The organism is Thauera sedimentorum (assembly GCF_014489115.1).
Classification (GTDB): Bacteria; Pseudomonadota; Gammaproteobacteria; order Burkholderiales; family Rhodocyclaceae; genus Pseudothauera; species Pseudothauera sedimentorum.
The window spans coordinates 1,203,635-1,223,291 of the sequence record NZ_JACTAH010000001.1; the positions used below are offsets into that span (position 1 = coordinate 1,203,635).

Genomic DNA, 19,657 nt, shown 5'->3' on the forward strand with positions numbered 1-19,657 from the left:
CATGCTGATCGAAGTCAAGGTGCCGCAGCTGTCCGAATCCGTGTCCGAAGCCACGCTGGTTTCCTGGCACAAGAAGGAAGGCGAGGCCGTCTCGCGCGACGAGAACCTGATCGACATCGAGACCGACAAGGTCGTGCTCGAGACCCCCGCGCCGGCAGACGGCGTGCTGGTGAAGATCATCAAGGCCGACGGCGACACCGTCACCTCGGGCGAGCTGATTGCCCAGATCGACACCGAAGCCAAGGCTGCAGCCGGTGCCGCCAAGGCCGCCGAGCCGGTCCAGGCAGTCACCCCGCCGCCGGCCGCTGCTGCCGCGCCGGCCGCCGCCGCGGGCACCGCCAGCCCGGCCGCGCGCAAGATCCTCGACGAGAAGGGTATTGCCGCTGCCGACGTGGCCGGCTCCGGCCGCGGTGGCCGCGTCACCAAGGAAGACGCGGTGGCCGCACAGCCCAAGGCTGCCGCAGCTGCTGCCGCGCCGGCCGTGGTGCTGGCCGGCGAGCGTCCGGAAGAGCGCGTGCCGATGACCCGCCTGCGCGCGCGCATCGCCGAGCGCCTGATCCAGTCGAAGAACGAAAACGCCATCCTGACCACGTTCAACGAAGTGAACATGGCGCCGATCATGGCCCTGCGCAAGCAGTACGGCGACAAGTTCGAGAAAGCGCATGGCGTGCGCCTGGGCTTCATGGGCTTCTTCGTCAAGGCCGCCGTGGCCGCGCTGAAGAAGTTCCCGATCCTGAACGCTTCGGTCGACGGTAACGACATCGTCTACCACGGCTACATCGACATCGGCATCGCCGTTGGCAGCCCGCGCGGCCTGGTCGTGCCCATCATCCGTGACGCCGATCAGATGTCGATCGCCGACATCGAGAAGAAGATCGCCGAGTTCGGCCAGAAGGCCAAGGACGGCAAGCTGTCGCTGGAAGAGCTCTCCGGCGGTACCTTCTCGATCTCCAACGGCGGCGTGTTCGGCTCCATGCTGTCCACCCCGATCATCAACCCGCCGCAGTCGGCGATCCTCGGCATCCATGCCACCAAGGATCGTCCGGTGGTCGAGAACGGCCAGATCGTCATCCGCCCGATCAACTACCTGGCGATGTCCTACGATCACCGCATCATCGACGGCCGCGAGGCGGTGCTCGGCCTGGTGACCATGAAGGAAGCGCTGGAAGATCCGGCTCGCCTGATCCTCGACGTCTGATCACGATCGACCGGGGCGCGCGTCGCGCGGAAGCTCCTGCTTCCGCCGCGGGTGCGCCCCGTGTGCCAAGAAAGGGAGAATTCAATGTCCAAGCAATTCGACGTCCTCGTCATCGGCGGCGGTCCCGGCGGCTATGTTGCGGCCATCCGAGCCGCTCAGCTCGGCTTCAAGACCGCCTGCTGCGAATCCAATCCGTATGCCGACCCCAAGGGCGAACCGCGCCTGGGCGGCACCTGCCTGAACGTGGGCTGCATTCCGTCCAAGGCCCTGCTGCACACCTCGCACGTGTTCGAGGAAGCCGCGCACGGCTTCGAAGCCCAGGGCATCAGCGTGGGTACGCCGAAGATCGACGTGGCCAAGATGATGACCCGCAAGAACGGCATCGTCGACCAGCTCACCGGCGGCATCAAGGGTCTGTTCAAGAAGAACAAGGTCACCCTGATCAACGGCCACGGTTCCTTCGTCAAGCAGGTCGCGGACGGCTGGGAGCTCAAGGTCGGCGAGGAGACCGTGGTCGCCAAGCAGGTCATCGTCGCCACCGGCTCCAAGGCCCGCCACCTGCCGAACATCCCGGTCGATAACAAGATCGTCTGCGACAACGTCGGCGCGCTGGACATCAACGCGGTGCCCAAGAAGCTGGCGATCATCGGTGCCGGCGTCATCGGCCTGGAAATGGGTTCGGTGTGGCGCCGCCTGGGTTCGGAAGTCACCGTGCTCGAAGCCATGCCCGACTTCCTCGCCGCCGCCGACCAGGACATCGCCAAGGAAGCGCTCAAGCTCCTCACCAAGCAGGGTCTGAAGATCAACCTCGGCGTCAAGATCGGCGACGTCAAGGTCACCAAGAAGGGCGTGTCGCTGGCCTATACCGACAAGGACGGCGCCGAGCAGAAGCTGGATGCCGACCGCCTGATCGTCTCGGTGGGCCGCGTGCCCAACACCGATGGCCTGAACGCCGAAGCCGTGGGCCTGAAGCTCAACGAACGCGGCATGATCGAGGTGGATGAACACTGCCGCAGCAACCTGCCCGGCGTGTGGGCGGTGGGCGACGTGGTGCGTGGCCCGATGCTGGCGCACAAGGCCATGGAAGAGGCGGTGATGGTCGCCGAGGTGATGGCGGGCCAGGCCGGCCACTGCAACTTCGACACCGTGCCCTGGATCATCTACACCGCGCCGGAAATCGCCTGGGTCGGCAAGACCGAGCAGCAGCTCAAGGCCGAAGGCGTGGCCTACAAGGCCGGCAAGATCCCGTTCGCCTTCAACGGCCGCGCCATGGGCATGGCCGCGCCGGAAGGCTTCGTCAAGATGCTGGCCTGCGCCAAGACTGACCGTATCCTGGGCGTACACATCATCGGCGCGTCGGCCTCCGAACTGATCGCCGAGGCGGTTGTGACGATGGAGTTCGGCGGTGCGTCCGAAGACCTCGCGCGCATCTGCCACGGCCATCCGACCATGTCGGAAGCGGTGCACGAAGCCGCGCTGGCCTGCGACAAGCGCCCGCTGCACGCCTGACGCAGGGCGCAACGCAACAGGGGAGGGAGAAGGCCGGGGTGCCGCGAGGTACCCGGGGTCTTCTCCCTTTTTCGTCCGGCTGAGTTCATCGACCCGCAACCATGCCTCATCGCATTCTCAACGTCGCCGAAAACGGCATGCTCGACGCCTACGAGGCGCAACTCAAGGCGCGCGGCTACAAGTCCGACCCCGCCCAACGTGCGGCCGCACAGCGCCTGCAGCAGCTGTATACCGAGCTGGTCACCTTCAAGGCCGCGCGCCGCACCGCGCTGCGCAAGGTCTTCGCCCGCCCGCGCATGCCGCGCAGCGTCTATTTCTGGGGCGGGGTGGGGCGCGGCAAGAGCTTCCTGATGGACTGCTTCTTCGACGCGGTGCCCTACCAGCGCAAGCGCCGGGTGCACTTCCACGCCTTCATGCAGGAAGTGCAGAACGACCTCAAGGACCACAACAACGAAGCCGATCCGCTGCAGAAGGTGGCCGACCGCATCGCCCGCCAGACCCGCCTGCTGTGCTTCGACGAGTTCCACGTCTCGGACATCGCCGACGCGATGATCCTCGGCCGCCTGCTGGACGCGCTGTTCGCCCGCGGGGTCATCTTCGTGATGACCTCCAACTATCCGCCGGACGGTCTTTACCCCAACGGCCTGATGCGGGTGAACTTCCTGCCCACCATCGAGATGATCAAGCGCCGCTTCGACGTCTTCGAGGTCGACCACGGCACCGACTACCGCCTGCGCACGCTGGAGCGGATCGAGATCTACCTCGTGCCGCACGACGATGCCGCCGAAGCCAAGATGCGCGACGACTTTCGCAGGCTGGCCGGCAACGACGGCGAGGGCGGCGAACTGGAAGTGCTGGAGCGCAGCCTGCCGGTGCTGCGCAAGGCCCCGGGGGTGATCTGGTTCGACTTCGCGACGCTATGCGGCGGGCCGCGGTCGCAGAACGACTACCTGGAGATCGCGCGCGAGCATCACACGCTGCTGCTGTCGGACGTGCCGAAGATGGGGGTGGGGCAGGCTTCCGAGGCGCGCCGCTTCACCTGGCTGATCGACGTGCTGTACGACCACCGGGTCAAGCTGATCATGAGCGCCGAAGTCGAGGCGCCGGAACTCTATACTGAGGGGCACAATGCGCACGAATTCGTGCGCACGGTGAGCCGGCTGATCGAGATGCGCACCCGGGACTATCTCGCCGAGGCGCACCGGGTGGAGTAAGGCGGCCTCAGGCGCGGACGTCGATGTTCTGGCCGAGGTGCGCGGGATTGGACGGGGCGGCCTGAGGCAGTGCGGCGACCAGCTGGGCGGCATTCTGCGCCTGCAGGTCGATGGCCTTCTTCAGCACCAGCGTGCTGACCGCGTCGCCCACTCGCGCCTGGCTCAGGCTTGAGGCAATGCTGGCTGCGGAGCTGACATCCATGGCGGTTCTCCAACTTTACTCGACTGGCCACCGCCCGAGCGGCGACGGTTGCTGCCATTCTAACCCCGGAACGTCCGCGCTGCCTGCATGGATGTGCGGCGGGTGGCTGCGCTTGCTTCGCGCACTCCTGCTGCTCTGCCTGCTGGCGCCGTTGCCGTCGCCGGCCGTGGAGCTTCCGCTGGAGATCATAGAGTTGCGCCACCGCCAGGCCGAGGACGTGCTGCCGGTGCTGCGCCCCTTGGTCGCACCGGGCGGGAGCGTTTCCGGTTTGAGGCACAAGTTGTTCATCCGCAGTACCGCGGAGAATCTCGCCCAGTTGCGCGCCGTCCTGTCGGAACTGGATCAGCCCGCGGCGCGCCTGCTGATCTCGGTGCGCCAGTCCTCGGAGAGTCTGGACGATCGTTTCCGCGCGGACGTCCATGGGCGCATCGGCAACGAGCGCGTGCGCATCGAACGTCCGCCACCCGTGGGGGTGCCGCGCAGTCCGGGGGCCACGGTGAGCATCGGCGACGGGCGCCGCGAGGAGGCTAGGCAGGCGGTGCAGCAGGTGCAGACCATCGACGGCGGACAGGCCTACATCCATGCGGGGGTATCCCTGCCGGTGCCCTTGCGCCGGCTCTGGTTGACGGCCGATGGCGTGGTGCTCTCCGACACCGTGATCTGGCGCGACCTGGGTACGGGCTTCAACGCCGTGCCGCGGATCGCGGGCGACCGGGTCAGCATCGAGATCAGTCCGTACGACGAGCGGCCGCTGTCCGCGGACGGCACGGCCGAGACCCGCCGCCTGAGCACGACCGTGGAGGGTCGCCTGGGTGAATGGATCGCGCTCGGCGCCAGTGCGCAGGATGCCGCCGACGCACGGCAGGGCATCCTGTCTCGCGAATCGCGCGAAACGAGCCGGCGGAACGAGGTCTGGCTGAAGGTCGAACGCCTGGACTGATCGTCGCGCGGGAGCGTTCAGCGCGCCAGCTGGAAACGCGCGAGGCTGTTTTCCAGCGCATCCGCCAGTTGCTGCAGCTCGTCGGCGCGCCCGAGCGAATCGCGGGTCGCGGCGTGGTTCTGTTCGCTCATCTGCGCGATCTGTTCGATGCTGCGGGCGATGTCGGTGCTGGCCGAGCGCTGCTCGCGCAGCGCGGCGTTGATCGACGCGACCGCTTCGCGCACCTGGCCGGAGCCTTCTTCCAGCGCGGCCACCGCCTCGCGGGCCTGATCGGCGCTCCGGGCGCCGTGGTCGGCGAGCTGGCGGCCGTCTTCCATGCTGCGCACCGCCTGATGGGTGTTGGCCTGCACGCGCTGGATCATGCCGGTGATCTCGTGGGTCGACTGCGCGGTACGTTCGGCCAACTTGCGCACTTCGTCGGCCACCACCGCAAATCCGCGGCCCTGTTCGCCGGCGCGGGCGGCCTCGATGGCGGCGTTGAGCGCCAGCAGATTGGTCTGCTCGGCCACTTCCTGGATGACCTTCACCACGCCGGAGATGCCGTCGGCGCTGGCGCCCAGATCGGCCATCACCTCGGCGGAGGCGGACATGCGTTCCGCGATCCGGGCGATGGTCGCGGTGGCCTCGTTGATGACCGTCACGCTGGTCTGCATCTGGCCGGCGGCGTCCTCGGTAAGGCGGTCGGCGTCGTCGGCATGCTCGGACACCTGGGAGATGCTCACGGTCATTTCCTCGACTGCCGCGGCGATCGAGCTGCCGGCTTCGCTCTGTTGCAGCGAGGCGTCGGCGATCTTCGCCTCGTTGTTGCGCAGCACGCCGATGGAAGCGGCCACCTGGTCGGCGAGGCGGCGGATGTCGGCGATCGTGCCGGTCAGGCCGGCCTGCATGTCGCGCATCGCCGCGAGCAGGCTGTCGCGGTCTTCGCGGCCGACGGACACCGGTTCGTCGAGACGGCCGGCAGCGATGCGCCGGGCGACTTCCGCCGCGTAGGCGGGTTCACCGCCCAGTTGGCGGAACAGGTCGCGGACGACGTAGAGCGACACGCCGATACAGGCGATCAGTGCGGCGAGCGCGAGCACCACGGCAATGGTGTTGGCGCGCTCGATACCCTCGACCATTTCGCCCTTGACCGCGCCGGACAAGCCTTCGAGATAGGCGATCTGATCCATCAGCAGGGCCCGCATCTCGCGCCAGGCCGGTGTTTCGCTGCTCACCAGCAGCTCGCGCGCGCCGAAGGTGTCGCCCGCCCGCACGCGCTCGATCACGGTGCGCTGCAGGGGCGGCCAGCGGCGGTGGATGTCGGCAATGGCCGCAGTGCTCGCGGCGCCGCCCTTTAGAATGTCGGGGCGTGCGAGCACCCGCTCGATCACGCCGTCGAACTCGGCACGGGCCTTGTCGAAGTTCTCGTAGGCCTTCGGGTTGTCGGGGTCGAGCAGGATGTTGCGCAAGGCCTGTCCCATCTGCAGCCCCTGCGCATAGGCCTTGGTGACGTCGCGCTCGGTGGCGAGCTCCTCGTCGATGAAGCTCATCAGCTTCTCTTCATTGCTCATGGTCTGCCACAGCGAACCGGCAATCGCCGCGATGAACAGCCCGCAGGTGAGGGCAACGAGAACGAACAACTGCGTGCGGACGGAGGGGCGCTTCCTGGACATGTGTCGTCTCCGGGACGTATCTGTAGTGATGGTCGATCGGGTGAGTCGCGCTGCGTCTGCGACAGACCCCAATGATATATCGGCATATTCAGGAGTACTTGAGCGTAATTTTTTCGATTGCGCTGGCAGACCCGGCCCGGGCGTGCCGGCGCGCTTCCGGCAGCGGTGGTGGTAGCATTGCGGCTCCGCGTTAATCCTGTGCATGCCAGATGAGTGCTGTCGACCAGGCCTTCTCGCCGGATGGCCCGCTGGCAAAGGCCATCCCGGCCTTTCGCGCGCGCCCGCAACAGATCGAGATGGCCGGGCTGATCGCACAGGCCTTGCACGAGCACCGCGTGCTGGTGGCCGAAGCCGGTACCGGCACCGGCAAGACCTTCGCCTACCTGGTGCCGGCGCTGCTCTCAGGTGGCAAGGTGATCATCTCCACTGGCACCAAGACCCTGCAGGATCAGCTCTTCAACCGCGACCTGCCGGTGGTGCGCGCCGCACTCAAGGTGCCGGTGAGCATCGCGCTGCTCAAGGGGCGGGCCAACTACGTCTGCCCCTATCACCTGGCGCGCAACGCCGCCGACGGGCGCTTCAACAGCCCCCAGGACGCGGCCGATCTGCGCGCCATCGCGCGTTTCGCGCAGACCACGCACACCGGCGACAAGGCCGAATGCACCGCGGTGCGCGAGGACTCGCCGGCCTGGTTCGCCGCTACCTCGACGCGCGACAACTGCCTCGGGCAGGAGTGTCCGGACGTCAAGGAGTGCTTCGTGCTCGCCGCCCGCCGTGCGGCGATGGAAGCCGACGTGGTGGTGGTAAACCATCATCTGTTCTTCGCCGACGTGATGCTGCGCGACGAGGGCATGGGCGAGCTGCTGCCGGCCTGCAATGCGGTGATCTTCGACGAGGCCCACCAGCTGCCGGAGACCGCCAGCCTGTTCTTCGGCGAGAGTGTGTCCACCGGTCAGGTGCTGGACCTGGCGCGCGACACGCGCTCGGAGACCATCGCCGCGGCGCCCGATTGCCGCGACCTGATCGACGCCACGCGCGCGCTGGAGAAGGCCGCGCGCGACCTGCGTCTGGCCTTCGGCAACGACCCTGCGCGCCTCTCTGCCGCCCAGGCCGAGGCCCTGCCGGAGTTCGGGGCAAAGGTGCAGGCGCTGGCCGACGAACTCGCTCGCATCGAGGCCGTGCTCGAAACCCAGGCCGAACGCTCCGAAGGTCTGGCCAACTGCCTGCGGCGCACCCAGGAGATGGGCGAACGCCTCACCCACTGGCGCCAGCCCGAGGATGCCGAGCTGATCCGCTGGGTCGAGGTGTTCTCGCAGTCGGTGGCGCTCAACGCCACGCCGCTGCACGTCTCGACCGTCTTCCGTCGCCAGCTCGAAGGCCATCTGCGTGCCTGGATCTTCACCTCGGCCACGCTCGCGGTGGGCCAGGACTTCGGCCATTACTGCCGCGAGCTGGGGCTGGCCTGGCTGGAACCGCCGCCGCTCACCGCGGTTTGGGGCAGCCCCTTCGACTACGGCGAACAGGCCCTGCTGTATGCCCCGCAGGGCATGCCGGACCCGAACGCGCCGGACTACATCGAAGCCGTCGCGCGCAAGGCCTTGCCGCTGATCCGCGCCGCGCGCGGGCGTGCCTTCGTGCTGTGCACCTCGCTGCGCGCGATGCGCCGGGTGCACGAGCTGATCGCCGACGGCCTCGCCGCTGCGGGCGACGAACTGCCGCTGCTGCTGCAGGGCGAAGGCTCGCGTACCGAATTGCTGGAGCGCTTCCGCCGCCTGGGCAACGCGGTGCTGGTGGCCAGCCAGAGCTTCTGGGAAGGCGTGGACGTGCCGGGTGACGCGCTCTCGCTGGTGGTCATCGACAAGCTGCCCTTTGCGCCGCCGGACGACCCGGTACTCGCCGCGCGCGTCGAACACCTGCAGAAGAGCGGGCGCAATCCCTTCATGCACTACCAGCTGCCGCGCACCGTGATCAACATGAAGCAGGGCGCCGGGCGGCTCATCCGCAGCGAGCGCGACCGCGGCGTGCTGTGCATCTGCGATCCGCGCATGATCGACAAGCCCTACGGCAAGGTGGTATGGCGCAGCCTGCCGCCGATGCGCCGCAGCCGGGTGGAGGCCGAGGCGGTAGCGTTCCTGGAGCAATTGCCACCACCGGCCGCCCGCTGACCTTGTGGCGCTGGCGAACCTCGCGGTTTGCGGGCACTCTCAGCTGAAACCGACAACAAGGATTTCAGCCCCGATGGATCACCTCGTCTTCGACAACCGCTTCGTCCGCGAACTGCCGGCCGACCCCAACGACGCCCCCCATGTGCGCCAGGTGCAGGGTGCGTGCTACTCGCGTGTGCAGCCCACCCCGGTGAGGGCCCCGGAACTCGTCGCCTGGTCGCGCGAAGTGGCGGCGATGCTGGACCTGGAGGAGGGCGACGTGCGTTCTCCGCGCTTTGCCCAAGTGTTTGCCGGCAATGCCGTGCTGCCCGGCATGGCGCCTTACGCCGCGTGTTACGGCGGCCACCAGTTCGGCAACTGGGCAGGCCAGCTTGGCGACGGGCGGGCGATCAACCTGGGCGAGGTTGTCAGCACGCGCGGTGAGCGCCTGGAACTGCAGCTCAAGGGTGCCGGACCCACGCCCTACGCGCGCCGCGCCGACGGGCGCGCGGTGCTGCGTTCGTCGGTGCGCGAGTTCCTGTGCAGCGAGGCCATGCACCACCTGGGCGTGCCCACCACGCGCGCGCTGTCGTTGATCGCCACCGGCGAGGAGGTGGTGCGCGACATGTTCTACGACGGCTATCCGGAGCCCGAGCCCGGCGCGGTGGTGTGCCGCGTGGCGCCGTCCTTCATCCGCTTCGGCAACTTCGAGATCTTCGCCGCGCGTGGCGAGCTGGACGTGCTGGAGAAGCTGGCCGAGTTCACCATCGCGCGCGACTTCCCATGGATAGAAGGGAGTCCGGCGGAGCGCCGCGCCGCGTGGTTCCGCGAAGTGTGCGAGCGCACCGCGCGGCTGATGGCGCACTGGATGCGGGTGGGCTTCGTGCATGGGGTGATGAACACCGACAACATGTCCATCCTCGGGCTGACCATCGATTACGGCCCCTACGGCTGGATCGACAACTTCGACCGCGACTGGACGCCCAACACCACCGACGAAGGCACGCGGCGCTACCGCTTCGGCTACCAGCCGCGCATCGCGCACTGGAACCTGCTGCAGCTCGCCAACGCGCTCTATCCGCTGTTCGGCGCCACCGAGCCGCTGCAGGCCGGGCTGGACCGCTACGTCGCGGTGTACGACACGGAGAGCCGGCGCATGCAGGCGGACAAGCTGGGGCTGGCGAGCTTCTCCGATGATGACCAGCAGCGGGTCGATGCGCTGCACAAGCTGATGACCAAGGCCGAGGTCGACATGACGATCTTCTTCCGCGAGCTGGCGCGCATCGACGTGGATGCGCCGACCCTGGCGCCGCTGGACGAGGCCTTCTACTCGCCCGACAAGCGCGCGGTGCATGGTGCCGAACTGCAGGCCTGGCTGGACGACTACGCCGCACGCCTGCGCGCCGAAGGGCGCCCGGCCGCGGAGCGGCGCGCGCAGATGGACGCCGCCAACCCGTGCTACGTGCTGCGCAACTGGCTGGCGCAAGAGGCGATCGACGCGGCGGAGAAGGGCGACTACAGCCTGGTGACGGAGACCCTGGAAGTGATGCGTCGGCCCTACGCGGAGCAGCCGGGGCGGGAGCACTTCGCCGGGCGCCGCCCGGAGTGGGCGCGCAACCGCCCGGGTTGCTCGATGTTGTCCTGCAGTTCCTGAAACTGCCGGGAGCCGGTATTTCTGTAGGAGCGGCCTTGGCCGCGATCGCGGCGGTGGTTTCTTCGACGGCCGTATCGCGGGCAAGCCCGCTCCTACGCCACCCCAGACCGGTTTCCGCCCGATGGGAGCGGGTGATGCGCTTTCAGCCGAACGGGGTCACTCCGAACAGCGGCGCATGCAGGTAGCGCGCGAAGGCGAACCAGGCGAGCAGGCCGATCGCCACGGCCGCCGCGTCGTTGCGCAGCGCGGCGGGCGGGCGGCGACGATGCGCCGCGCGGTCACGGCGTCGGCAGGCGACGAAGTCCGCGATTGCCCAGGCGAGAAAACCACCGAACAGCAGCAAATCGGCCAGGGTGCCGTTGGCGATCAGGTGCGCGAAGGCCCACAGCTTGACCCCGGCCAGCATCGGATGGCCGATGCGCGCCTTGATGTGGGTGCCGGGCAGGTAGGTGGCCACCAGCAGGACGAAGGCGGGCAGGGTCAGCAGCGCGGCGAGGTGGCGGGTCCATACCGGCGCCTGCCACAGCCAGACGGGGTCCAGGCGTGCCTGGCCATAGCCGAGCACGATCATGAGCAGTCCGACGGCGGACAGCGCCGAGTAGCCGATCTTCCAGGTGAGTTCGCCCCGCAGGGCGATCTGCCGGCTGCGCCAACCGTCGGCGAACATACGCAGCGAGTGGGTGCCGAGGAACAGCAGCAGGCCGAGAATCAACAGCAACATGCGGCATTCTCCTTGCAGTGCGCGCCGAACACCGGCGCCTTGGGTCAGACCTTCACGCGCATCATGCGTTGCTTCTCGCGCTCCCAGTCGCGCTTCTTCTCGTCCTCGCGCTTGTCGTACTGCTTCTTGCCCTTGGCCAGGCCGATGGTCGCCTTGATGCGTCCCTTGCTGTAGTGCAGGTCCAACGGCACCAGCGCGTAACCGGCGCGCTCGACCTTGCCGATCAGCTTGTCGATCTCGTGGGCGTGCAGCAGCAGCTTGCGGGTGCGGGTGGGGTCGGCGTGAACATGCGTGGACGCGCTGGTCAGCGGCGTGATGTGCATGCCGAAGAGGAAGATCTCGCCGTCGCGGATGACGACGTAGGACTCCTTGATGTTGGCACGTCCGGCGCGGATGGCCTTGACCTCCCAGCCTTCGAGGACCATGCCGGCCTCGTGCTTTTCCTCGATGAAGTAGTCGTGGAAGGCCTTGCGGTTGTCGATGATGCTCATAGGGTCTGGGTCGGTCCGGGCGTGCGGGCGAAGCGCGGCGGCTTTGCGGTAGAATCGCGCATTCTAGCAGTTCGCCCACGCCCCGAAGCTCTCGCACAATGGCCGAAGTCAACAAGCTTGTCCTGATCGAATTCACTCCGGCACAGATGTTCGAGCTGGTCGACCGTTGCGAAGACTATCCGGGCTTCCTGCCCTGGTGCGGTGGCGCCGAGGTTCATGCACGTACCGATACGCTGACTGCGGCGACCATCCATATCAATTACCACGGCATCAAGGCGCACTTCAGCACCGAGAACGACAAGCAGCCGCCGCGCGAGATGCTCATCCGTCTGAAGGAAGGTCCGTTCCGTCACCTGAACGGCCACTGGCGCTTCACCCCGCTGGGCGATACCGCGTGCAAGATCGAGTTCGGCCTGCATTACGAGTTCTCCAGCAAGCTGCTGGAAAAGGCGCTGGGGCCGGTGTTCAGCCATATCGCCAATACCTTCGTCGATTCCTTCGTCAAGCGTGCGGCGCAGGTTTATCCAAAGGACTGAGAAAGTGGCCGACAGCATCAACGTGGAAGTGAGCTACGCATTGCCGCATCGCCAGGAGCTGGTGCGCGTGAGGCTGCCGTCCGGGGCGACCGTGCGTGAGGCGGTGGAGGCCTCGGGTCTGCTGCAGAAATACCCCGAGATCGAGCTCGACGGCAAGAACAAGCTGGGGGTCTATGCCAAGCTGGCAAAGGCCGACGCGGTCTTGCGCGACCGTGACCGTGTGGAGATCTATCGTCCGCTGATCGCCGACCCCAAGGCGGTGCGCAAGAAGCGCGCAGATGAGGGCAAGGTGATGAAGAAGGGGGGCGGCTCGGGCGAGGAGGGCTGAGCCCGGCTTACCCGCGGAGCGGTTCGGTTCGCCGGGCCAGCGGCCAGCACAGTCGAGTCCGGGTTTCAGCCTGTACTGACGACCGTCTGGCGCCGGCCCTGCATTCGGTGCCCCGGGCCGGCAGCCCGGTCCCGTTCACTGGCCTACTGGCATTCCCGATCAAGAAAGGCCTGAATCTGTGCAGCCTGTTGTTCGCGGGCTGCGTCATCGAGGAACTCCCTGCTGCCGTCCTCGTTGAAGCGGGCGACCCGCTGTCCACCCTGTAGTGCGGCGAGCTGCGCACGTGCCTGGCTGCAGGCACGCTGTCGCTCCTCCTCGCGTTTGGCGTCCGCCTCGGCTTTTGCCTGGGCCTCGGCCTCTTCCGCGCGGCGCTTGCGGAACTCCAGCTCGCGTTCGGCAAGGGTGGGCGGACTCTGCGGCTGAGCGGCACCCTGGGCGGCCTCCGTCGCGGCTCCGCCTTCTTCCGGTTCTGCCTGTGGAGGCGGAGGCGGGCGGCGCGCCGGACCAATGACCTTGACGTCCCCGGTCTTTGGCGGGGTGTCCGCGTAATGCGTGCGGCCATCCTTGTCGGTCCAGGTGTAGATCTGCGCCGCGGCGGAGAATGCGGCGAACAGCGCGCCCAGCAGGACGGCGGCGCGGGCGGAGGTGGCAAACGGGGCTCTGTGGATGGCCATGGCTGCGGATTTCCCTGATGTTGCACTGCTTACATGACGCGGGGGCGGTCTGTATAATACGGATTTGGTCGAAAGGATAGAAGCCATGCGAGTGATCCAGAAGGCGCTGACGTTCGATGACGTCCTTCTCATCCCCGCCCATTCCAGCGTCCTGCCCAGGGACGTCAGTCTCCAGACCCGCCTGACCCGCCGCATCACCATCAACCTGCCGCTCGTCTCCGCGGCCATGGATACCGTGACCGAAGCCCGTCTGGCCATTGCACTGGCGCAGGAAGGCGGGATCGGTATCGTGCACAAGAACCTCACCGCCAAGGAACAGGCGGCCGAGGTGCTCAAGGTCAAGCGTTTCGAGTCGGGTGTGCTGAAGGACCCGATGACCATTCCGCCGACGATGAGCGTGCGCGAGGTGATGGCGCTGACCCGGCAGAACAAGTTCTCCGGCCTGCCGGTGGTCGAAGGGCGGAAGGTGGTGGGCATCGTCACCAACCGCGACCTGCGTTTCGAGACCAATCTCGATCAGTCGGTGTCCGCCATCATGACCCCGCAGGACCGCCTGGTGACGGTGCGCGAGGGCACCAGCCTGGACGAGGCGCGCGCGCTGCTGCACAAGCACCGCCTGGAACGTGTGCTGGTGGTCAATGACGCGGGCGATCTCTGCGGCCTGATCACCGTGAAGGACATGATGAAGGCCACCGAGCACCCGAGCGCGGCCAAGGACGAGCAGGGCCGCCTGCGCGTCGGCGCGGCGATCGGCGTGGGTGCCGGCACCGAGGAACGTGCCGAGCTGCTGGCCGAAGCCGGTGTGGATGTGATCGTGGTCGATACCGCCCACGGCCATTCCCAGGGCGTGCTCGACCGGGTGAACTGGGTCAAGAAGCGTTTCCCGCATGTGGACGTGATCGGCGGCAACATCGCCACCGGCGACGCCGCCCGTGCGCTGGTCGATGCCGGCGCGGACGCGGTCAAGGTCGGCATCGGCCCGGGCTCCATCTGCACCACCCGCATCATCGCCGGCGTGGGCGTGCCGCAGATCACCGCCATCGACAACGTCTCCAGCGCGCTGGCTGCGGCCGGCGTTCCGCTGATCGCCGACGGCGGCATCCGCTTCTCCGGCGACATCGCCAAGGCCATGGCGGCCGGTGCCAGCGCGGTGATGCTTGGCGGCCTGTTCGCCGGCACTGAAGAGGCGCCGGGCGAGACGGTGCTCTACCAGGGACGGTCCTACAAGTCCTACCGCGGCATGGGGTCGCTCGGCGCGATGCAGCAGGGCGCGGCCGACCGCTACTTCCAGGACAGTACCGCCAACGTGGACAAGCTGGTGCCGGAAGGCATCGAAGGCCGCGTGCCCTACAAGGGGCCGGTCACCGCGGTGATCCACCAGCTGGTCGGCGGCCTGCGCGCCTCCATGGGCTATCTCGGCTGCGCGAGCATCGCCGCCATGCACGAGCGTGCGCAGTTCGTCGAGATCACTTCGGCGGGTGTGCGCGAGTCGCATGTGCACGACGTGCAGATCACCAAGGAAGCACCCAACTACCACGTCGATTGATCGACGCGATCCTGATCCGAGGCGGCCGCGGCCGCCTCTCTTCTTTTCCGGAAGACGATTCCATGTCCCACCAGAAGATCCTCATCCTCGATTTCGGCTCCCAGGTCTCGCAACTCATCGCCCGCCGCGTGCGCGAGCAGCAGGTGTACTGCGAACTCCATCCCTTCGATGTGTCGGACGCCTTCGTACGCGAGTACGCGCCCAGCGGCATCATCCTGTCCGGCGGTCCGAACTCGGTTTACGAGGCGGTGGACTGGAAGGCGCCGCAGGTGGTGTTCGAACTCGGCGTGCCGGTGCTGGGCATCTGCTACGGCATGCAGACCATGGCCGAACAGCTCGGCGGCAAGGTGGAGAGCTCCAGCAAGCGCGAGTTCGGTTATGCCGAGATGCGCGCGCGCGGCCATTCGAAGCTCTTCAACGGCATCCAGGACCGCAGCAACGACGAAGGCCACGGCCTGCTCGACGTGTGGATGAGCCATGGCGACAAGGTCACCGAACTGCCGGCCGGCTTCAAGGTCATCGGCAGCAGCGAGTCCTGCCCGGTCGCCGCGATGGCCGACGAGGACCGCGGCTTCTATGCGGTGCAGTTCCACCCGGAAGTCACCCACACCATCAAGGGCAAGGAGATCATCGCGCGCTTCGTGCACGAGATCTGCGGTTGCGGCCATGACTGGAACATGCCGGATTACGTCGCCGAGGCGGTGGAGAAGATCCGCGCCCAGGTGGGCGACGAGGAGGTCATCCTCGGCCTGTCTGGCGGGGTGGATTCCTCCGTGGCAGCCGCCTTGATCCACCGTGCGATCGGCGACCAACTCACCTGCGTGTTCGTGGACAACGGCCTGCTGCGCCTGAACGAGGCCGAGCAGGTGATGCAGACCTTTGCGCGCTCGCTGGGCGTGAAGGTCATCCACGTGGATGCCACCGATCAGTTCATGGGCCACCTCAAGGGGGTGTCCGACCCGGAACAGAAGCGCAAGATCATCGGCCGCGAGTTCGTCGAAGTCTTCCAGGCCGAGGCGGCGAAGCTGCCCAAGGCAAAATGGCTCGCCCAGGGCACCATCTACCCGGACGTGATCGAATCGGCCGGCGCCAAGACCGGCAAGGCGCACGCCATCAAGAGCCACCACAACGTCGGCGGCCTGCCCGAGACGCTCAACCTCAAGCTGCTCGAACCGCTCCGTGACCTGTTCAAGGACGAGGTGCGCGAGCTCGGCGTGGCGCTCGGCCTGCCGCATGACATGGTCTATCGCCATCCTTTCCCGGGTCCGGGCCTGGGCGTGCGCATCCTCGGCGAGGTCAAGAAAGAGTTCGCCGACCTGCTGCGCCGTGCCGACGCCATCTTCATCGACGAGCTGCGCGCGGCCGACTGGTACGACAAGACCAGCCAGGCCTTCGCCGTGTTCCTGCCGGTGAAGAGCGTGGGTGTGATGGGCGACGGGCGCACCTACGAATACGTGGTAGCGCTGCGCGCGGTGCAGACCCAGGACTTCATGACCGCGCACTGGGCGGAACTGCCGCACAGCCTGCTCGGCAAGGTCAGCAACCGCATCATCAACGAGGTGCGCGGCATCAACCGGGTGGTGTACGACATCTCCGGCAAGCCGCCGGCGACCATCGAGTGGGAGTGATCCGCATCTAGCGCCACACGCCGCCGGGCCGCCAACGCGCCCGCGGCGGCGGACTCGGGACGGCGCATGTGCGGCCGCACAGGATCGCCATAGAGCTTGTCTGACTGGCGCCTGCGCCTTGCACCGCGATGGTGCGCAGCTTGATTGACGTTTACGTTAACGTCAGAATGCGCGTCTTCGTCCGGCGCCCAGCCGCCGGCGGTACGGATTTCCCGCACAGCGGGCCGCATTGACCCAAGGAGACGCCATGACCGCCCTCGAGCAGTTCCTGCAGGCGCGCGACTTTCTGCTCGCGCATCGCACCGACTACGCCACCGCCTACGCCGGTTTCCGCTGGCCGCAGCTCACCGAGTTCAACTGGGCGCTGGATTACTTCGACGTCATGGCCAGGGGCAACGACGCGCCCGCGCTGTGGATCGTCGAGGAGGACGGTCGGGAGGCGCGCCTGAGCTTTGCCGAGATGTCGCGGCGCTCCAACCAGGTGGCCAACTGGCTGCGCGCGCAGGGCGTCAAGCGCGGCGAGCGCATCCTGCTGATGCTGGGCAACGAAGTGCCGCTGTGGGAAACCATGCTGGCGGCGATCAAGCTGGGCGCGGTGGTGATTCCCGCCACCACGCTGCTCACCGCCGACGACCTGGCCGACCGCCTGGAGCGCGGCCAGGTGGCGCACGTGGTGATCGGCGCCGCCCACGCGGACAAGTTCGCGGATCTCTCCGGCAGCTACACCCGCATCGTGGTCGGCGGCGCCCGCGAGGGCTGGCTGGACTTCGCCGACAGCCATGGCGCACCGGTCGAGTTCGCGCCCGATGGCGTGACCCGCGCCACCGATCCGCTGCTGCTGTACTTCACCTCCGGCACCACCTCGCGGCCCAAGCTGGTGCAGCACACCCACCAGTCCTATCCGGTGGGCCACCTGTCCACCATGTACTGGATCGGCCTGCAGCCGGGCGACCGCCACATGAACATCAGCTCGCCGGGCTGGGCCAAGCACGCCTGGAGCTGCTTCTTCGCGCCGTGGAACGCGGGTGCCTGCGTGTTCCTCTACAACTACTCGCGTTTCGACGCCAAGGCGCTGCTCGACGTGCTGGTGAAGTACGAGATCAGCACCCTGTGCGCGCCGCCCACCGTGTGGCGCATGCTGATCCAGCAGGACCTGGCCGCGGTGAAGACCCAGCTGCGCGAGCTGATCGGCGCGGGCGAGCCGCTCAACCCCGAGGTCATCGAGCAGGTCAAGCGCGCCTGGGGCATCACCATCCGCGACGGTTTCGGCCAGACCGAGACCACCGCCCAGGTCGGCAACACCCCGGGCCAGGTGCTCAAGCCGGGTTCGATGGGCCGCCCGCTGCCGGGCTACCGCATCGCGCTGCTCGACACCGAAGGCCGCGCGTCGACCGAAGGCGAGATCTCGCTGCCGCTGGACGCGCGTCCGCTCGGCCTGATGGCGGGCTACGCCGGTGATGAGGACAAGACCGCCGAGGTGATGCGCGACGGTCACTACCACACCGGTGACGTGGCCAGTATCGACGAGGACGGCTACATCACCTACGTCGGCCGTGCGGACGACGTGTTCAAGGCCTCCGACTACCGCATCAGCCCCTTCGAGCTGGAAAGCGTGCTGATCGAGCACCCCGCAGTGGCCGAAGCCGCGGTGGTGCCCAGCCCGGACCCGGTGCGCCTGGCCGTGCCCAAGGCCTGCGTGATCCTCGCCCCCGGCCATCAGCCGAGCGCCGAGCTGGCGCGCGACATCCTGGCCTTCGCGCGTGGCAAGCTCGCGCCTTACAAGCGCATCCGTCGGCTCGCCTTCGTCGATCTGCCCAAGACCATCTCCGGCAAGATCCGCCGCGTGGAGTTGCGCAAGGCCGAGGAAGGGCGTGACGCGACGGTACGCGCCGAGCATGAGTTCTTCGAGGAAGACTTCCCCGACCTCAAGGGCTGACGCGCTGCTTGCAGCCGGTTTCCTGCGAGAACAGCGACAGCGCCAGCGACAGCGCGATGCATGCTGCGATCAGCAGGAAGCCGGCCTGGAAGGCTTCGGGCGGATAGATCCGCACGCCGCCTTCCAGCACGCCGGTCCAGTGGCGGTCCAGCACCCAGCCGACCGCCGGCTGCAGCAGCATGCCGCCCATCAGCGGGCCCATGTTGCACACTCCGGACGCCGTGCCTGCGAGGTGCGGCGGCACCGATTCCTTGTTGAACGCGAAGCCGATGATCAGGTTGCCGGCGGCGAAACCGGCCACCAACAGCACCGCGACCAGTGCCGGCAGCGGCAGGTGCACCAGCCCGAGCAGCCCCCAGCACACCAGCGCCACCGCGCAACCGGCCACATGCAGCGGCTTGCGCCGGCCGATACGTTGCGACCAGGTCCCCATCAGCGGCCCGCCCAGCGCCCAGGCCACCAGCAGGGCGGAGGTGATGGCCGCCGCGCTGCCCGCGTCCAGACCGTAGGCCTGGCGCAGGTAGGGCACGCCCCACAGGCCGCCGAAGGTGAGCACCGCGCCGGCCACGCCGATGGGTGAGATCAGCAGGATCCACACGTTGCGGTAACTCAACACCTGCAGCACGCCCTGCAGCACCGAACCGTGGTGGCCGCCGCCTTCCGCCACCGGGTGATGGCTTGCATAGCCGCGGTCGGCCGGATCGTTGCGCACCCGCAGCCAGATGGCCACCGCCAGCAGCGCGGTGACCCCCGCCGAGACCAGCATCACCGGCCGCCAGCCGAAGGCCTCCACCAGCATGCGCAGCGGCACGCCGCCGAACACCCCGCCGCAGATGCCGACGAACAGCGCCATGCCCGAGGCCAGCGCGAACTGCTGCGGCGCAAACCAGTGGGTGGCGAGCTTGAGCATGGAGACGAAGGCCACCGCCACCGAGCCGCCGATCAGCAGGCGGCCGAAGCTCGCCCAGCCCACGTCCGCGCTGAAGGCGAACAGCACGGTGCCGGCGGCGGCCAGCGCGGCGCCGGCGGTGAGCAGCTTGCGCGCGCCCCAGCGGTCGGCGAGCACACCGGTGGGGATCTGCATGACCACGTAGGAATAGAAGTAGAAGGCCGACAGGTTGCCCAGCGCGGCGCCGCTGATGGCGAACTCGGCCATCAGCCGGTCGGCCATCACCGCGGGGGCGACGCGTTGGTAGAAACCGATCAGGTAGAGCAGGGCGCCGAGACCCCAGACGCTCCAGGCCAGGGCGGCGGGCGGAAAACTTTTCTTGTCGGGCACGGGGG

The 19,657-nt window shown here is 67.7% G+C and carries 17 protein-coding genes; 11 read left to right on the forward strand and 6 right to left on the reverse strand.

All coding sequences use genetic code 11. The features are described 5' to 3' along the window. Position 1 precedes the first annotated feature (1 nt). The 3 genes from odhB to zapE all read left to right on the forward strand — a co-directional run bounded on the left by odhB (position 2) and on the right by zapE (position 3,921). Positions 2-1,198: a 2-oxoglutarate dehydrogenase complex dihydrolipoyllysine-residue succinyltransferase gene (gene odhB, locus IAI53_RS05435; RefSeq protein ID WP_187717107.1), complete on the forward strand. Its 1,197-nt coding sequence runs from the start codon at positions 2-4 to the stop codon at positions 1,196-1,198. A gap of 84 nt (positions 1,199-1,282) precedes the next feature. Further along, positions 1,283-2,707: a dihydrolipoyl dehydrogenase gene (gene lpdA, locus IAI53_RS05440; protein WP_187717108.1), complete on the forward strand. Its 1,425-nt coding sequence runs from the start codon at positions 1,283-1,285 to the stop codon at positions 2,705-2,707. Between the two features lie 101 nt (positions 2,708-2,808). Continuing rightward, the gene (zapE, locus tag IAI53_RS05445) at positions 2,809-3,921 is read left to right on the forward strand and encodes a cell division protein ZapE (protein WP_187717109.1); all 1,113 of its coding nucleotides are present in this window, start codon (positions 2,809-2,811) and stop codon (positions 3,919-3,921) included. Between the two features lie 7 nt (positions 3,922-3,928). Here the strand turns inward: zapE and IAI53_RS05450 are convergent, their stop codons facing one another. Next, complete coding sequence (locus IAI53_RS05450; RefSeq protein WP_187717110.1) at positions 3,929-4,123, reverse strand: YjfB family protein; 195 nt, start codon at positions 4,121-4,123, stop codon at positions 3,929-3,931. Positions 4,124-4,235: 112 nt separating this feature from the next. Between IAI53_RS05450 and IAI53_RS05455 the strand changes: the two genes are divergently transcribed. Continuing rightward, positions 4,236-5,063, forward strand: a complete 828-nt coding sequence (locus tag IAI53_RS05455) for a secretin N-terminal domain-containing protein (protein ID WP_187717111.1) — start codon at positions 4,236-4,238, stop codon at positions 5,061-5,063. Between the two features lie 17 nt (positions 5,064-5,080). Here IAI53_RS05455 and IAI53_RS05460 read toward each other — a convergent pair whose 3' ends face one another. Next, positions 5,081-6,715: a methyl-accepting chemotaxis protein gene (locus tag IAI53_RS05460; RefSeq protein ID WP_187717112.1), complete on the reverse strand. Its 1,635-nt coding sequence runs from the start codon at positions 6,713-6,715 to the stop codon at positions 5,081-5,083. A 209-nt stretch (positions 6,716-6,924) separates the two neighbouring features. Here IAI53_RS05460 and yoaA point away from each other — a divergent pair, with 209 nt between their 5' ends. Then, a complete protein-coding gene (gene yoaA / locus IAI53_RS05465) occupies positions 6,925-8,880 on the forward strand; it encodes a DNA repair helicase YoaA (protein WP_187717113.1) in 1,956 nt (651 codons plus the stop codon). Between the two features lie 73 nt (positions 8,881-8,953). Further along, positions 8,954-10,513: a protein adenylyltransferase SelO gene (locus tag IAI53_RS05470; RefSeq protein WP_187717114.1), complete on the forward strand. Its 1,560-nt coding sequence runs from the start codon at positions 8,954-8,956 to the stop codon at positions 10,511-10,513. A 142-nt stretch (positions 10,514-10,655) separates the two neighbouring features. On the opposite strand, the gene IAI53_RS05475 is transcribed toward IAI53_RS05470, so the two are convergent. Both IAI53_RS05475 and smpB read right to left on the reverse strand, forming a co-directional pair. Continuing rightward, positions 10,656-11,234, reverse strand: a complete 579-nt coding sequence (locus tag IAI53_RS05475; protein ID WP_187717115.1) for an NnrU family protein — start codon at positions 11,232-11,234, stop codon at positions 10,656-10,658. Between the two features lie 44 nt (positions 11,235-11,278). Continuing rightward, complete coding sequence (gene smpB, locus IAI53_RS05480; protein WP_187717116.1) at positions 11,279-11,725, reverse strand: SsrA-binding protein SmpB; 447 nt, start codon at positions 11,723-11,725, stop codon at positions 11,279-11,281. A 98-nt stretch (positions 11,726-11,823) separates the two neighbouring features. Here smpB and IAI53_RS05485 point away from each other — a divergent pair, with 98 nt between their 5' ends. Together IAI53_RS05485 and IAI53_RS05490 are read left to right on the forward strand one after the other, a co-directional pair. Continuing rightward, on the forward strand, positions 11,824-12,261 hold the full coding sequence (locus IAI53_RS05485) for a type II toxin-antitoxin system RatA family toxin (RefSeq protein WP_187717117.1): 438 nt from the start codon (positions 11,824-11,826) through the stop codon (positions 12,259-12,261). A 4-nt stretch (positions 12,262-12,265) separates the two neighbouring features. After that, positions 12,266-12,589, forward strand: a complete 324-nt coding sequence (locus IAI53_RS05490; protein WP_187717118.1) for an RnfH family protein — start codon at positions 12,266-12,268, stop codon at positions 12,587-12,589. A 143-nt stretch (positions 12,590-12,732) separates the two neighbouring features. On the opposite strand, the gene IAI53_RS05495 is transcribed toward IAI53_RS05490, so the two are convergent. Further along, positions 12,733-13,263, reverse strand: a complete 531-nt coding sequence (locus tag IAI53_RS05495) for a DUF4124 domain-containing protein (protein WP_187717119.1) — start codon at positions 13,261-13,263, stop codon at positions 12,733-12,735. 85 nt (positions 13,264-13,348) lie between these two features. On the opposite strand from IAI53_RS05495, the gene guaB reads away from it, so the two are divergent. The 3 genes from guaB to IAI53_RS05510 all read left to right on the forward strand — a co-directional run bounded on the left by guaB (position 13,349) and on the right by IAI53_RS05510 (position 18,373). Then, positions 13,349-14,809 carry an IMP dehydrogenase gene (gene guaB, locus IAI53_RS05500; RefSeq protein WP_187717120.1) on the forward strand — a complete coding sequence of 487 codons (1,461 nt, stop codon included), beginning with the start codon at positions 13,349-13,351 and terminating at the stop codon, positions 14,807-14,809. 62 nt (positions 14,810-14,871) lie between these two features. Next, on the forward strand, positions 14,872-16,437 hold the full coding sequence (gene guaA, locus IAI53_RS05505) for a glutamine-hydrolyzing GMP synthase (RefSeq protein WP_187717121.1): 1,566 nt from the start codon (positions 14,872-14,874) through the stop codon (positions 16,435-16,437). Positions 16,438-16,684: 247 nt separating this feature from the next. Beyond that, positions 16,685-18,373 (forward strand): AMP-binding protein, encoded by a 1,689-nt coding sequence (locus IAI53_RS05510; protein WP_187717122.1) that lies wholly within the window; start codon positions 16,685-16,687, stop codon positions 18,371-18,373. Here the strand turns inward: IAI53_RS05510 and IAI53_RS05515 are convergent. Beyond that, positions 18,363-19,652 (reverse strand): MFS transporter, encoded by a 1,290-nt coding sequence (locus IAI53_RS05515; RefSeq protein ID WP_222948169.1) that lies wholly within the window; start codon positions 19,650-19,652, stop codon positions 18,363-18,365. The genes IAI53_RS05510 and IAI53_RS05515 overlap by 11 nt on opposite strands. Positions 19,653-19,657 lie beyond the last annotated feature (5 nt).